Source organism: Streptomyces sp. MGP-P1 (assembly GCF_057766565.1).
Genome location: NZ_JBYMEM010000007.1, coordinates 1,627,948 through 1,642,575, shown reverse-complemented (window position 1 = coordinate 1,642,575; position 14,628 = coordinate 1,627,948). Strand labels below are relative to the sequence as shown.

The window sequence follows — 14,628 nt, the reverse complement described above, 5'->3', positions numbered from 1 at the left end:
CGGCTCAGCGCCCGCGCAGCGTGCGGTAGGCGTCGATCAGGGCGGCGGTGGAGCTGTCCAGCTCCCCGGCGTCCGCTCCCCCGTCGCCGGTCAGCAGCGGTTCGATCTTCTTGGCGAGGACCTTGCCGAGCTCCACGCCCCACTGGTCGAAGGAGTCGATGTTCCAGATGGCGCCCTGGACGAAGACCTTGTGCTCGTACAGCGCGATGAGCTGGCCGAGGACCGAGGGGGTCAGCTTGTCGGCCAGGATCGTCGTCGTGGGGTGGTTGCCCCGGAACGTCTTGTGCGGGACCAGCTCCTCGGGCACCCCTTCGGCCCGGACCTCTTCGGGTGTCCTGCCGAAGGCGAGGGCCTGGGTCTGGGCGAAGAAGTTGGCCATCAGCAGGTCGTGCTGGGCGATCAGGCCGGGCAGCAGGTCGTGGACCGGGGCGGCGAAGCCGATGAAGTCCGCCGGGATCAGCTTGGTGCCCTGGTGGATCAACTGGTAGTACGCGTGCTGCCCGTTGGTGCCGGGCGTGCCCCAGACGACCGGTCCGGTCTCCCAGTCCACGGGGTTGCCGTCGCGGTCGACGGACTTGCCGTTGGACTCCATGTCGAGCTGCTGGAGGTACGCGGTGAACTTGGACAGGTAGTGGCTGTACGGCAGCACCGCGTGCGACTGGGCGTCGAAGAAGTTGCCGTACCAGACGCCGAGGAGGCCGAGGAGGAGCGGGGCGTTCTCCTCGGCGGGGGCGGTGCGGAAGTGCTCGTCGACGAGGTGGAAGCCGTCGAGCATCTCGCGGAAACGGTCCGGTCCGATGGCGACCATCAGCGAGAGGCCGATCGCCGAGTCGTAGCTGTAGCGGCCGCCGACCCAGTCCCAGAACTCGAACATGTTGGCCGTGTCGATGCCGAACTCCTCGACCTTCTCGGCATTGGTCGACAGGGCCACGAAGTGCTGGGCGACGGCGTCCTGACCGGCCTTCAGCCCGGTCAGCAGCCAGTCCCGGGCGGAGGTGGCGTTGGTGATGGTCTCGATCGTCGTGAACGTCTTCGAGGCGATGACGAACAGCGTTTCGGCCGGGTCGAGGTCGCGGACGGCCTCGTGCAGGTCGGCGCCGTCGACGTTGGAGACGAAGCGGAGGGTGAGCGCGCGGTCCGTGAAGGAGCGCAGCACCTCGTACGCCATGGCGGGGCCGAGGTCGGAGCCGCCGATCCCGATGTTGACGATGTTCTTGACGGGCTTGCCGGTGTGGCCGGTCCACTGCCCGGACCGGACCTTCTCGGCGAAGCCGGCCATCTTGTCCAGGACGGCGTGCACGGCGGGTACGACATTCTCGCCGTCGACCTCGATCACCGCGTCGCGGGGGGCGCGGAGCGCGGTGTGCAGGACCGCCCGGTCCTCGGTGGTGTTGATCCTCTCGCCGCGGAACATCGCGTCCCGCAGCTCCGCGACCCCGGTGGCGGCGGCGAGTTCGCGCAGCAGGCGCAGCGTCTCGTCGGTGACCAGGTGTTTGGAGTAGTCGAGGTGGAGGTCGCCGACCCGGAGGGTGTAGGCGGTGCCGCGGTCCGGCTGCCGCGCGAACAGCTCGCGCAGCTGGGGTGCGGCGAGCTCCTCACGGTGCTTGGCGAGAGCCGTCCACTCGGGCGTCTGGTTGAGCTTGGTTCGGCTTGCTGCGTTCATCCCGGATATCAGCCCACTTCTTCTCGTCACTCAGCATCCCCGCTGCCCCTCCAACCTAATTGATCGAGGAGGGCTGCGGAGTGGAGGAGGGCGGTGGCGCGGGAACGCACTACGGCCGGACACCCGTGGAGTGTCCGGCCGGTGAACGACTGGGGTTCCGTGGAGCCGCGTCGGAGGGAGCCTCAGATCTCGCCTCGGAGCTTGGCCAGCGCCTCGGCGAGGATCGCTTCGCCGTCCTCGTCGCTCCGCCGCTCGCGGACGTACGCCAGGTGTGTCTTGTACGGCTCGGTGCGGGGCGGGGCGGGCGGGCTGTCCTTGTCCTGGCCGGCCGGGAAGCCGCAGCGCGGGCAGTCCCAGGTGTCCGGCACCTGCGCGTCATGGGCGAAGCTCGGCTGCGTCTCGTGCCCGTTCGAGCACCAGAAGGAGATGCGGGCGCGGGGCGCGGACTCGCCACGCTCGGCCTCCCCCATCGGCCCCGCTCCGACCCGGCTTCCCCGGATCGCGTTGCCACTTGCCACGGTCGTAACTCCCTGCGTGATGGTGCTCGAGCGATGCCCCAGTCTACGTAAGGCCCGACGCGCGTCCAGTGGAAGGAGTCACACCGTCACCGGTATGCGCGGACGACGGGTCAGCTGTCCAGCTTGACGAGCAGACCGAGTACCACGACGCACGCGAACCAGGCCAGACCGACCACGACGGTGATCCGGTCGAGGTTACGCTCGGCGACCGAGGAGCCGCCGACGGAGGACTGCATTCCGCCACCGAACATGTCGGAGAGGCCGCCGCCCTTGCCCTTGTGCATGAGCACCAGCAGCATCAGCAGCAGGCTGAAGACGATCAGAGCGATCTGGAACGCCAAAACCACGGCTGGTCCCTACTTTCCGGAATTCTTGACTACTGCGTGTACGTGCACCGGGGGCCGAAGGGCGAGGCGCCCCTCCGGCCCCCGCAAGGGTACGACGGATCCGCGCTACCGCATACTCACTGGTCGCGGAAGCGGACGATCTTGACGAACTCGTCGGCGTCCAGTGCGGCGCCGCCGATGAGGGCGCCGTCCACGTCGGGCTGCGCCATGATGGCCGCGACGTTGCCGGACTTCACCGAGCCGCCGTACTGGATGCGGACGGCGTCGGCCAGCTCCTGGGAGTACAGCTCGGCCAGTCGGCCACGGATCGCACCGCAGACTTCCTGGGCGTCCTCGGGGGTGGCGACCTCGCCGGTGCCGATGGCCCAGACCGGCTCGTAGGCGATCACGATGGTCTCGGCCTGCTCGGCCGGGATGTCCTTCAGCGCGCCGTCGAGCTGCGCGAGCGTGTAGGAGACCTGGTCACCGGCCTTGCGGATGTCCAGGCCCTCGCCGACACAGAGGATCGGGGTCAGACCGTGCTTGTAGGCGGCCTTCACCTTGGCGTTGCAGATCTCGTCACTCTCGCCGTGGTACTGGCGGCGCTCGCTGTGACCGACGGCCACATAGGTGCAGCGCAGCTTGGCGAGCATGGGGCCCGAGATCTCACCGGTGTACGCGCCGGAGTCGTGCGCCGAGATGTCCTGGGCGCCGTACTTGATCTTCAGCTTGTCGCCGTCCACCAGGGTCTGCACGGAGCGCAGGTCGGTGAAGGGCGGCAGGACGGCGACCTCGACGGCCTCGTAGTCCTTGTCGGCCAGGGCGAAGGAGAGCTTCTGGACGTGGGCGATGGCCTCGAGGTGGTTGAGGTTCATCTTCCAGTTGCCCGCCATGAGCGGGGTGCGGGTGGTCATGAAAGGTCAGTCCTCCAGTGCGGCGAGGCCGGGAAGCGTCTTGCCCTCGAGGTATTCGAGACTCGCGCCGCCACCGGTCGAAATATGTCCGAAAGCATTCTCGTCGAAGCCCAGGATGCGAACGGCCGCGGCGGAGTCGCCACCGCCGACGACGCTGAAGGCCGACGAGTCGACGAGCGCCTGGGCGACCGCGCGGGTGCCGTCGGCGAAGTCGGGGTGTTCGAAGACGCCCATCGGGCCGTTCCAGAAGACGGTGGCCGCGTCGGCGAGCTTCGATGCGTAGAGCTTGTTGGTCTCGGGTCCGTTGTCCAGCCCCATCTGGCCGGCCGGCATGGCGTCGGCGGCGACGGTGGTGGGGTGGGCCGGGGCCTTGGTCTTGAGGTCCGGGAAGGACGGGGCGACCACGACGTCGACGGGGAGGACGAACTCCACGCCCTTCTCCTCGGCCCGTCGCAGGTACTCCTGGACGGCCGGGATCTGGTCCTCCTGGAGCAGCGAGCCGCCGACCTCGTGGCCCTGGGCCTTGAGGAAGGTGTACGCCATGCCGCCGCCGATGAGGATGCGGTCGGCCCGCTCCAGCAGGTGGTCGATCACGCCGAGCTTGTCGGAGACCTTGGCACCGCCGAGGACGACCGCGTACGGCCGCTTCACGTCGGTGGTGAGCTTCTTCAGGACGCCGACCTCGGTGGCGATGAGGTAGCCCGCGTAGTGCGGGAGCCGGGCCGGGAGGTCGAAGACCGAGGCGTGCTTGCGGTGCACGGCGCCGAAGCCGTCGCCCACGTAGAGGTCCGCGAGCTCGGCCAGCTGATCGGCGAAGGCGCCGCGCTCGGCGTCGTCCTTGGACGTCTCGCCGGCGTTGAAGCGGAGGTTCTCGACGACCGCGACCTGGCCGTCGGCCAGGCCGGCGACCGTGGCGCGGGCGGACTCGCCGACCGTGTCGGTGGCGAAGGCGACCTCGGATCCGAGGAGTTCGCCCAGGCGTGCGGCGGCGGGCGCCAGCGAGAAGGCCGGGTCCGGGGCGCCCTTGGGGCGGCCGAGGTGCGAGGCGACGACGACGCGCGCGCCGGCCTCGGCGAGCTTGGCGATCGTCGGGACGACGGCGCGGATACGGCCGTCGTCGGTGATCGTGGTGCCGTCCAGCGGCACGTTGAGGTCGGCACGGACGAATACCCGCTTGCCCGCGACCCCTTCGGCGAGAAGTTCGTCGATCGTCTTCATCTGTTCCGTTTACTCCTTGGAAGGACCGATGAGCATGCTAAGGGGCTCGACCGACGCGTCGTTGCGCCGGTCGAGCCCCTTGCTCACATCGTGGTGCCGCCGACCCCGAGGATCAGAGCTGCTCGCCGACGAAGACCGTGAGGTCGACGAGGCGGTTGGAGTAGCCCCACTCGTTGTCGTACCAGCCGAGGATCTTCACCGTGCTGCCCTCCTGGACCATGGTCAGGGAGGAGTCGAAGGTGCAGGACGACGGGTCGCCGACGATGTCCGAGGAGACGATCGGGTCCTCGGTGTACGTCAGGAAGCCCTTGAGGGCGCCGTCGTCGGACGCCTTCTTGAACGCGGCGTTGACCTCGTCCTTGGTGACCTCGCGCTGGAGGGTGACGACCAGGTCGGTGGCGGAGCCGGTCGGGACCGGGACGCGCATCGCGATGCCGTCGAGCTTGCCCTTGAGCTGCGGGAGGACCAGGGCGGTGGCCTTGGCGGCGCCGGTGGTGGTGGGGATGATGTTCTCGGCGGCGGCGCGGGCGCGACGCAGGTCCGAGTGCGGGAAGTCCAGGATCCGCTGGTCGTTGGTGTACGCGTGGACCGTCGTCATCAGGCCCTTGACGATGCCGAAGTTCTCGTCGAGGACCTTGGCCATCGGCGCCACACAGTTGGTGGTGCAGGAGGCGTTGGAGATGACGTGGTGGTTGGCCGCGTCGTACTTGTCCTGGTTGACGCCCATCACGATGGTGATGTCCTCGTCCTTGGCCGGAGCCGAGATGAGGACCTTCTTGGCGCCGCCCGCGATGTGCTTCTCGGCGTCGGCCTTCTTGGTGAAGATGCCGGTCGACTCGATGACGATGTCGACGCCCAGCTCACCCCAGGGGATGTCGGCCGGGTTGCGCTCGGAGAGCACCTTGATGGTGTGACCATCGACGGTGATGGTGTCGGCGGTGTGGCTGACCTCCGCCTTGAGACGACCCAGAATGGTGTCGTACTTCAGCAGGTGGGCCGTGGTCGCAGTGTCACCCAGGTCGTTGACAGCCACGATCTCGATGTCCGCACCCTGCTCCAGCAGAGCGCGGAAGTAGTTGCGGCCGATGCGGCCGAAGCCGTTGATGCCTACGCGGATCGTCACGAACCGATCTCCTCGTTAGGTACGCCGGTTTTCGACGCCGGCGAGTTGTATAGGGATGTCCCCGACCGCTTCCGACCCTACCTCTCCGAGGGCCCGGGGGTGACATCGAGAGGGCCTCCGCATGCCACCGGATACGACCGGAGATCCGTACTCGCGAGTAGGAGTACGGACCTCCGTTTCGCCCGCCGGGGCCAACGTCCCCTGACCGTCGCCGAGTCAGCCGACCAGGCCGTCGGCGAGCTCCTCGCTGAGGGTCGACTCGGTCCCCGGGATGCCCAGGTCCTGGGCCCGCTTGTCGGCCATCGCCAGCAGCCGCCGGATCCGGCCGGCGACCGCGTCCTTGGTCAGCGGCGGGTCGGCGAGCGCGCCCAGCTCCTCCAGGGAGGCCTGCTTGTGCTCCATGCGGAGCCGTCCCGCGGCGGCCAGGTGCTCGGGGACCTCCTCGGCGAGGATCTCCAGCGCGCGCCCCACCCGGGCCCCGGCGGCGACCGCGGCGCGGGCCGAGCGGCGCAGGTTCGCGTCGTCGAAGTTGGCGAGCCGGTTGGCCGTGGCGCGGACCTCGCGCCGCATCCGGCGCTCCTCCCAGGCGAGCACCGCGTCGTGCGCGCCGAGCCTGGTCAGCAGGGCGCCGATCGCGTCGCCGTCGCGGACGACCACGCGGTCCACGCCGCGCACCTCGCGGGCCTTGGCCGCGATGGAGAGCCTCCGCGCCGCCCCGACCAGGGCGAGGGCCGCCTCCGGCCCCGGGCAGGTGACCTCCAGCGAGGAGGAGCGGCCGGGCTCGGTGAGCGAGCCGTGGGCGAGGAACGCTCCGCGCCAGGCCGCCTCGGCGTCGCAGGTGGCCCCCGAGACCACCTGCGGGGGCAGCCCGCGGATCGGACGGCCGCGGCCGTCCACCAGACCGGTCTGGCGGGCCAGCTGGTCGCCGCCCGCCACCACCCGTACGACGAAGCGCGAGCCTCGGCGCAGTCCGCCGGGGGCCATCACGATCAGCTCCGAGCTGTGCCCGAAGATCTCCAGGATGTCGCGCTTGAGGCGGCGGGCGGCGTTGCCGGTGTCCAGTTCCGCCTCGATCACAATCCGCCCGCTCACCAGGTGCAGGCCGCCCGCGAACCGAAGAATCGCCGAGACCTCTGCTTTCCTGCAGCAGGTCCGGGTGACGGGAAGATGAGAGATTTCGTTCTTCACCGCTGGCGTCATCGCCATGGGCCGATCCTTCCATGCATCCGAAAAATACGGTCGTACGCGGCGGCCAACAGCTCCTGATCATGGACCGGAACGCCGTCGGGCGATGCCACCGGCGCCAGCTCGACCGCGGCTCCGAGCCGTAGTGCGGCATCGGCGAGTGACTCACGGTCGGGCACGGCGGCCTCATCGGCCAGCACCACGTCCAGGGCGAGTTTAGGGGCGTGTCGCCCCAAAACCTCCAAATGACGCTGCGGTGAGAAGCCTTCTGTTTCACCGGGCTGGGGTGCGAGGTTCAGCGAGAGGACCTTGCGGGCCTTCGTGGTGACCAGCGCGTCGAGCAGTTCCGGCACGAGCAGGTGCGGGATCACCGAGGAGAACCAGGAGCCGGGACCGAGCACCACCCAGTCGGCGTCCAGGACCGCTGCCACGGCTTCCGGGACGGCCGGCGGGTCGGGCGGCACCACGTGCACGGACTGCACCTCGCCGGGGGTGAGCGCCACCGTGGCCTGGCCGCGCACGGTGACGATCGCGTCGGGCAGGTCGGGGTCGTGGCCCTTGACCAGCGCCTGGAGCTCCAGCGGGACGGCCGACATCGGCAGCACCCGCCCGTGCGCGCCGAGCAGCTTGCCGACCAGGTCGAGCGCCTGTACGTGGTCGCCGAGCTGCTCCCAGAGGGCCACGATGAGCAGATTGCCGACCGCGTGCTCGTGGAGGTCGCCCTTGGACTCGAAGCGGTGCTGGATGACCCGGGACCAGGTGCGGCCCCAGTCGTCGTCGCCGCACAGCGCGGCGAGCGCCTTGCGGAGGTCGCCGGGGGGCAGCACGCCCAGCTCCTCGCGCAGCCGTCCGCTGGAGCCGCCGTCGTCCGCGACGGTGACCACGGCCGTGAGATCGCCGGTGATCCGGCGCAGCGCCGCCAGGGACGCCGAGAGGCCCATGCCGCCGCCGAGCGCTACGACCTTGGGCTGAGCACCGCGTTTGCGGCCGGAGAGCGCCGAGGTGGCGCGGCTCAGGCGTCGCATCCGCAGATTGCGTCCGGTCACTCTCGCCCCATGTCGCGGTGGACGAGGACGGTCTCGACGCCTTCGGCGGCGAGGCGGGCCGAGAGCTTCTCCGACATGGCGACGGAGCGGTGCTTGCCTCCGGTGCAGCCGACGGCGATGGTCACGTACCGCTTGCCCTCGCGGCGGTAGCCGGCGGCGATCAGCTGGAGCAGCTCGGTGTACTGGTTGAGGAACTCCTTGGCGCCCGGCTGGTCGAAGACGTAGTCGGACACCTCCTCGTTGACGCCGGTGAAGGGGCGCAGCTCGGGGACCCAGTGCGGGTTGGGCAGGAAGCGGCAGTCGACGACCAGGTCGGCGTCGACGGGCAGGCCGTACTTGTAGCCGAAGGACATCACCGTGGCGCGCAGCTCCGGCTCCGACTCGCCCGCGAACTGGGCGTCCATCTTGGCCCGCAGCTCGTGCACGTTGAGGCTGGAGGTGTCGATGACCAGGTCGGCGTCGCCGCGCAGCTCGCGCAGCAGGTCACGCTCGGCCGCGATGCCGTCGACGATGCGGCCGTCGCCCTGGAGGGGGTGCGGGCGGCGGACGGACTCGAAGCGGCGCACGAGGGCGTCGTCGGAGGATTCCAGGAAGACGATCCGCCGGGTGACGTGCTTGGACTCCAGGTCCGCGAGCGATTCGCGGAGGTTGTCGAAGAAGCGCCGGCCGCGTACGTCGACGACGACGGCGATCCGGGCCACGTTGCCCTGCGAGCGGGCGCCGAGCTCCACCATGGTGGGGATCAGCGCGGGCGGCAGGTTGTCGACGACGAACCAGCCGAGGTCCTCCAGACACTTGGCCGCGGTGCTGCGGCCGGCGCCCGACATCCCGGAGATGATCACCAGCTCGGGGATGGCCGCCTCACCCGTCTCGTTCGGGGTGTTCGTACTCACGTCTGCTGCTCCGTCTGCTCGGTCGGCGTCGATGTCGGTGTCCGCGGTGCTCTGTGCGTTCTCGTGGCTGTTCTCGGTCATGAGCTGCCCCCGTCGTCCTCTTCGATGATCTCTCCTGTGGCCGTGTTCACGGCAGGTGCCGCGGGAGTGGTCGAGGCGAGGGCGGCGGCCACCGATTCCGCCGTCCTTCGCCCTATCCCGGGGACCTCGCAGATCTCGTCGATTGTCGCTTGCCTGAGCTTCTTCACCGAGCCGAAATGCTTGATGAGGGCCTGCTTCCGGGTCTCGCCGAGGCCGGTCACGTCGTCGAGGGGGCTGCTGCGGATGCGCTTGGCGCGTTTGGCGCGCTGGTAGGCGATGGCGAAGCGGTGGGCCTCGTCCCGGATGCGCTGGAGGAGGTAGAGGCCCTCGCTGGAGCGGGGCAGGACGACGGGGTCGTCGTCGTCGGGGAGCCAGACCTCTTCCAGCCGCTTGGCGAGGCCGCAGACCACGATGTCGTCGATGCCCAGCTCGTCCAGGGCGCGCTTGGCGGCGGCCACCTGGGGCTGCCCGCCGTCGACGACGACGAGCTGCGGCGGGTAGGCGAACCGCTTGGGGCGGCCGTCGTCCTCCCGGGGCTCGGGCTCGTCGTCCGGGGAGGCGGCGGTGAGGTCCGGGGCGGGGACGGGGCCGGTGGCGGCGGGGACCGGGCCCGTGGCGGCGGGGACCGGAGCAGGGCCGAGGGCGACGGGGGCTGCTTCCGGCGTCTCCTCCCACTCCCCCGTGCGCTCCTTGTCCTGGAGGTAGCGCTTGAAGCGTCGGCCGATCACCTCGTGCATCGAGCGGACGTCGTCCTGGCCCTCGAAGCCCTTGATCTGGAAGCGGCGGTACTCGCTCTTGCGGGCGAGGCCGTCCTCGAAGACGACCATGGAGGCCACCACGTCGTCGCCCTGGAGGTGGGAGATGTCGTAGCACTCGATGCGCAGCGGCGCGGTGTCCAGGCCCAGCGCCTCGGCGATCTCCTCTAGGGCGCGGGAGCGGGTGGTCAGGTCGGAGGCGCGCTTGGTCTTGTGCAGCCCGAGCGCCTGCTGGGCGTTGCGCTGGACGGTGACCATGAGGTCCTTCTTGTCGCCGCGCTGCGGGATGCGCAGACTGACCTGGGAGCCCCGGCGCTCGGCGAGCCACTGGGAGACCGCTTCGGCGTCCTCGGGCAGGGCGGGGACCAGAACCTCCTTGGGGACGGCGTCGCCGCGCTCCTCCCCGTACAGCTGCTGGAGGGCGTGCTCGACGAGGCCGGAGGTGTCGACCGCCTCGACCTTGTCGGTGACCCAGCCGCGCTGGCCGCGCACCCGGCCGCCGCGCACGTGGAAGATCTGGAGGGCGGCCTCCAGCTCGTCCTCGGCTACGGCGATCAGGTCGGCGTCGGTGGCGTCGGCGAGGACGACGGCGCTCTTCTCCATGGCCCGCTTGAGGGCCTCGGCGTCGTCGCGGAGGCGGGCCGCCCGCTCGTACTCCATCTCCTCGGCCGCCTGCATCATGTCCTTCTCCAGGCGGCGGATGTACGTGCCCGTGCGACCGGCCATGAAGTCGCAGAAGTCCTCGGCCAGCTCCTGGTGTTCCTCGGGGGTCACCCGGCCGACGCAGGGGGCCGAGCACTTGCCGATGTACCCCAGCAGGCAGGGGCGGCCGGTGCGCGCGGCGTTCTTGAAGACCCCGGCGGAGCAGGTGCGGACGGGGAAGACGCGGAGCATCAGGTCGACCGTCTCGCGGATCGCCCAGGCGTGGCCGTACGGACCGAAGTAGCGCACGCCCTTCTTCTTGGCGCCGCGCATGACCTGGACGCGGGGGAACTCCTCGTTGAGCGTGACCGCGAGGTAGGGATAGCTCTTGTCGTCCCGGTACTTGACGTTGAACCGGGGGTCGAACTCCTTGATCCAGGAATACTCCAGCTGGAGCGCCTCGACCTCGGTGGAGACGACCGTCCACTCGACGGAGGCGGCGGTGGTGACCATCGTGCGCGTACGCGGATGGAGGCCCGCCAGGTCCTGGAAGTAGTTGGCCACGCGTTGGCGCAGGTTCTTGGCCTTCCCGACGTAGATCACCCGGCGGTGCTCGTCGCGGAATTTGTAGACCCCCGGGGAGTCGGGGATCTGTCCCGGCCTGGGGCGGTAGCTGGAGGGGTCTGCCATGTCTCACACCCTACTTGCGGGCAGTGACAGCGCGTCGTCCTCAGGTGTTGCCGGGGGCGGTACCGGGGGCGGTGCCGCGCTCCGGGGTGCCGTGGGTGTTCGCACCCCGGAGCGCGGGCCCGTGGGCCGGTGGAGCCGCCTCTCAGGCGTCCGTGGCCGGGGGTCGCCCGGCACGGCTGCGGCGGCGTACGGCGGCGGCCCCGCAGAGGGCCAGGGCGAGCAGCGCCCCGACCCCCGCGGTCGTGGACACGGCGGTCAGGGCCGTGTCCGGCGACCCGGACGCCGTGCCGGCGAGCGCGGGGCTCCCGGCGGTGTCCGGCGCCTGGTCCGCGGCCGGCCCGGAGACCGGGCCGGGGGCCGGTGCGGCCGCCGGGGCTCCCCCGGTGCCGGTGGCCGCCTCGGGTCCGTAGCCGCCCGCCTTGCCGGAGCGGGCGTATCCGGAGCCGGGCAGCTTGTCGCCGTACGCCTCCTGGACCCGGGTCCGGTAGGCGCTGAGCGCGGTGCCGCGTGCGCCCACGGCGGCCTTCGCGTCCTCGTCCAGCGGGAGTACCCGGGAGCCGTCGTGGACGTACCAGGCGTCGATCTGCGGTTCGCGGAACACGGTGCCGCCGGGGAGCGCGCGGGCCCCCTGTGCGGTGTAGCGGGCCTCGTCGTCGCCGGTGGCGATGTTCACCACCTGCCACCGGTCGCCCGCGTCGGTGCCGGGGACGGTCCACAGGGAGGCCTTCTGGCCTTCGGAGGAGACGGCGGTGCTGGCCAGGTAGTCCACGGTGCTCGGGGCGGCCCCGGGCTTTCCGGCGACGAAGGCGGCGGAGAGCGTGCGGACGGGCACGGTCCTCCCCTCGATCCTGGGCGCGCTCGCCGCCCTGCTGACCGCGCCCTCCCGGGCGAAGAACCGGGACAGGGTGTCCAGGGTCGCGGGCTCGGTGGCTGCTTCGCGGGCCGCTTCGAGGGTGGCGGCGGTCAGTTTCGGCGGGGCCGCCCGGCCGTCGTCGGCGAGGGCGGGAGCGGCGGCGGTGAACAGGGCGGCGCCGGTGAGGGCGGTGGCGACGGCGATGCGCCGGGTGGTGGAGTTCATGACCTCACGCCCCGATCCGGTAGAGCGAGTGGGTCCAGGAGAACTCGTTGTTGTTGACGTACCAGGCGTGCGAGGCCCAGTTGTAGCGGTCGCTGGAGGGCCACGGGTCGCCCCAGTAGACCCAGCTGTTGGCGTCGTCGTACCCGTAGATGACATGCATGTGGCCGCCGCCGGACGACCACTGGATGCGGGTCTCGATGGGGCGCTGGGCCGCTATCTCGGCCTGCACGGTCGGGTAGCGCAGCCAGCCGGTGACATAGCTGCCGGGCCTGACCCCGGCCCAGGACAGTCCGGTCTGGACGTTGCCGAGGGTGGCCTGCGAGTTGGGGCACTGGGAGTTCTGGCCGCGGTTGAAGGCGGCGTTACAGAACTGGTTCTGGGAGTAGTTGCGGCCGAACCAGGCGGCGATGGTGTTGCCGCCGGCCGCCCAGCACCAGTTGCTCTGCTGCTGCGCCTGCATGGTGATGTCGAGCCGCTGGGCGGCGGCGACGGTGGAGCCCGCCCCGTCCGGGGACTGGGCGGCGGTGGCGGTGACCGCGGGGACGGCGAGCAGGACGACGGCCAGGAGGGCGGTGAACGAGAACCTTCCGGGCCTGACTCTTCGGTTGCGCATGGCGTTCCTCCCAATGCGGGGGTGGGGATCGGAGGAGCGCGTCCGGACGCTGACGATGAGCATCCGGCGTTGTCCGGAGCAGGTCAACACGCTTCAATGCGAGGTGACATCGCGGTGTGAACGGCACGGCGTCCGTGTGAACGGCTCCGTCCCGGTCACCTGCTCCCCCGCGTCCCCCGGGGGCCGGTGTCGCCACTCCCCACGTGAACGTTCACCGGAGGCCCGCCATGCGGCAGACCGAGACCGAACTGACGCAGGTACTGCGGACCGGACCGTTCCATCTAGCGTTGCGCACCGCTCTGTCGGTGCGCGGGCTTCCGCTCCAGCGGGTGCAGCACCATCTGGCGCACCGGGGCGTCAAGCTCGGGGTGACCAGCCTCAGTTACTGGCAGCAGGGGGTGCGCCGGCCCCGGCGGGCCGAGTCGTTGCGGGCGGTTCGAGCGCTGGAGGAGGTCCTCGCGCTGCCGGACGACTCGCTGCTGCGGCTCCTGCGCGACGGTGACGCCCCGGCGGACGGGGACCGTCCGGCCGCCCGTTCGTACCGGTCGCTCATGGAGGCGTCGGGCTCGGTGGAGCGGCTCCTCGCGGCGATGGAGTCACCCGTGGACGGCGGCCTGCACACCGTGGGGCACCAGGAGCGGGTGCGGATGGGGGCGCGGCGCGAGCTGGCGGGCCGCACGTCGCAGCACGTGGTGCGCGCGCACCGGGACGGCGTGGACCGCTATCTCGCGGTCCACCGGGGCGACCCCGGCTGCGACCCGTCCCGGATCGCGGTGCGGGCCCTGGAGAACTGCCGGACGGGCCGGGTCCGCTGGGATCTGCACGCGGGGGTGCTGGTCGCGGAGCTGCTCTTCGACACCCGGTTGCGGTCCGGTGAGACGTACCTCTTCGGCTACGGCTTCGAGGACGGTACGGGCGGGGCCGGCGGGGAGTACGTACGCGGCTTCACCTTCGGGGGCGGGCAGTACGTGCTCCAGGTCGGCTTCGACGAGGCGGCGCTCCCGGTGCGGTGCCGCCGGTTCGCCCAGGCGTCGGCGGGGGCGGCGCGCGGAGCCCGCGAGGACCTCACGCTGACCGGCCGGCACCGGACCGTGCACCTGGTGGAGGAGAGCGTGCGGCCCGGTCTGATCGGGGTCGACTGGGACTGGGAGTGAGTCCTCGACGCGACGACGGGGCTTCGCCGACATCGGGCGTCGGGGCGCGGCTGCATGTCGGGGGTCGGGACGCGGTTACGTGTCCGGCGCCGGGGCGCGGTTACGCGTCAGGGCGCGATGACCCGTCGGGGTGCGCTGGCGCGGTTACGCGTCGGGGCGCTGTTCCACGTCAGGCGTCGGGGCCCGCGACGAGCTTTCCGCCCTCGGCGGTGACCGGGACGGCGGGCAGCGGCACGGTGGCCGGGCCCTTCACCGGCTTGCCGGTGGTCATGTCGAAGCGGCTGCCGTGGCAGGGGCAGTGGCCCTCGGTGCCCTCGACCTTGTCCAGGACACAGCCGCCGTGGGTGCACTGGGCGCTGAACGCCTTGTACTCGCCCTTCGCCGGGCAGACGACGACCACGCGCTGCTCGCGGTAGAGCTTGGCCCCGCCGACGGGCACCTCGGAGGCGGCCCCGAGGTCGACGGGGGCGGTGGGGGTGGGGTTCTTGGCGTGGCCGAGCTTGGACTCGGTGGAGCAGGCGGCTGCTCCCAGCCCGGCGGCGCCGGCGAGCGCGGCGCCCTTCAGCACGGTACGGCGGGCGGCGGGCAGGCCGGGCATGCGGACTCCACGGGGTTGTCGTTGGGGGTGGATCATGGCGGGGCTGGTTGTTCGGGGGTGGATCACGGCGGATCCGCGTCGCCGGACAGGCGGGGCGGCGACGGCGGCCCCGCGTGCCGGGTGACAGAACC

General features: G+C 71.0%; 14 protein-coding genes. 1 reads left to right on the top strand and 13 read right to left on the bottom strand.

Going from position 1 to position 14,628, the window contains the following annotated elements; translation table 11 throughout:
• Positions 1-4 precede the first annotated feature (4 nt).
• From pgi to AC3CH1_RS28765, 12 genes are all read right to left on the bottom strand, one after another.
• Complete coding sequence (pgi, locus tag AC3CH1_RS28820; RefSeq protein WP_488465567.1) at positions 5-1,663, bottom strand: glucose-6-phosphate isomerase; 1,659 nt, start codon at positions 1,661-1,663, stop codon at positions 5-7.
• Positions 1,664-1,845: 182 nt separating this feature from the next.
• Entirely contained in the window at positions 1,846-2,181 is a 336-nt protein-coding gene (locus AC3CH1_RS28815; protein ID WP_381756415.1) for an RNA polymerase-binding protein RbpA, read from the bottom strand.
• Between the two features lie 110 nt (positions 2,182-2,291).
• Positions 2,292-2,528 (bottom strand): preprotein translocase subunit SecG, encoded by a 237-nt coding sequence (gene secG, locus AC3CH1_RS28810; RefSeq protein ID WP_003969872.1) that lies wholly within the window; start codon positions 2,526-2,528, stop codon positions 2,292-2,294.
• 116 nt (positions 2,529-2,644) lie between these two features.
• Positions 2,645-3,421, bottom strand: a complete 777-nt coding sequence (tpiA, locus tag AC3CH1_RS28805) for a triose-phosphate isomerase (RefSeq protein WP_361867555.1) — start codon at positions 3,419-3,421, stop codon at positions 2,645-2,647.
• Between the two features lie 6 nt (positions 3,422-3,427).
• Positions 3,428-4,639 carry a phosphoglycerate kinase gene (locus tag AC3CH1_RS28800; RefSeq protein ID WP_488465566.1) on the bottom strand — a complete coding sequence of 404 codons (1,212 nt, stop codon included), beginning with the start codon at positions 4,637-4,639 and terminating at the stop codon, positions 3,428-3,430.
• 112 nt (positions 4,640-4,751) lie between these two features.
• Positions 4,752-5,762, bottom strand: coding sequence for a type I glyceraldehyde-3-phosphate dehydrogenase (gene gap / locus AC3CH1_RS28795; RefSeq protein ID WP_361867552.1), 1,011 nt, complete (start codon positions 5,760-5,762; stop codon positions 4,752-4,754).
• A gap of 216 nt (positions 5,763-5,978) precedes the next feature.
• Positions 5,979-6,968 carry a DNA-binding protein WhiA gene (gene whiA, locus AC3CH1_RS28790; protein ID WP_488465565.1) on the bottom strand — a complete coding sequence of 330 codons (990 nt, stop codon included), beginning with the start codon at positions 6,966-6,968 and terminating at the stop codon, positions 5,979-5,981.
• A complete protein-coding gene (locus tag AC3CH1_RS28785; protein ID WP_488465564.1) occupies positions 6,959-7,993 on the bottom strand; it encodes a gluconeogenesis factor YvcK family protein in 1,035 nt (344 codons plus the stop codon). The genes whiA and AC3CH1_RS28785 overlap by 10 nt, the downstream gene beginning before the upstream one ends.
• The gene (gene rapZ / locus AC3CH1_RS28780; protein WP_488465563.1) at positions 7,990-8,967 is read right to left on the bottom strand and encodes an RNase adapter RapZ; all 978 of its coding nucleotides are present in this window, start codon (positions 8,965-8,967) and stop codon (positions 7,990-7,992) included. The genes AC3CH1_RS28785 and rapZ overlap by 4 nt, the downstream gene beginning before the upstream one ends.
• On the bottom strand, positions 8,964-11,054 hold the full coding sequence (uvrC, locus tag AC3CH1_RS28775; protein WP_488465562.1) for an excinuclease ABC subunit UvrC: 2,091 nt from the start codon (positions 11,052-11,054) through the stop codon (positions 8,964-8,966). The genes rapZ and uvrC overlap by 4 nt, the downstream gene beginning before the upstream one ends.
• A gap of 142 nt (positions 11,055-11,196) precedes the next feature.
• On the bottom strand, positions 11,197-12,132 hold the full coding sequence (locus tag AC3CH1_RS28770) for a hypothetical protein (RefSeq protein ID WP_488465561.1): 936 nt from the start codon (positions 12,130-12,132) through the stop codon (positions 11,197-11,199).
• A 4-nt stretch (positions 12,133-12,136) separates the two neighbouring features.
• Complete coding sequence (locus AC3CH1_RS28765) at positions 12,137-12,745, bottom strand: papain-like cysteine protease family protein (protein WP_488465560.1); 609 nt, start codon at positions 12,743-12,745, stop codon at positions 12,137-12,139.
• A 227-nt stretch (positions 12,746-12,972) separates the two neighbouring features.
• Here AC3CH1_RS28765 and AC3CH1_RS28760 point away from each other — a divergent pair, with 227 nt between their 5' ends.
• Complete coding sequence (locus tag AC3CH1_RS28760) at positions 12,973-13,899, top strand: hypothetical protein (RefSeq protein WP_488465559.1); 927 nt, start codon at positions 12,973-12,975, stop codon at positions 13,897-13,899.
• A gap of 169 nt (positions 13,900-14,068) precedes the next feature.
• On the opposite strand, the gene AC3CH1_RS28755 is transcribed toward AC3CH1_RS28760, so the two are convergent.
• A complete protein-coding gene (locus AC3CH1_RS28755) occupies positions 14,069-14,497 on the bottom strand; it encodes a Rieske (2Fe-2S) protein (protein WP_032790784.1) in 429 nt (142 codons plus the stop codon).
• Between the last annotated feature and the right edge of the window lie 131 nt (positions 14,498-14,628).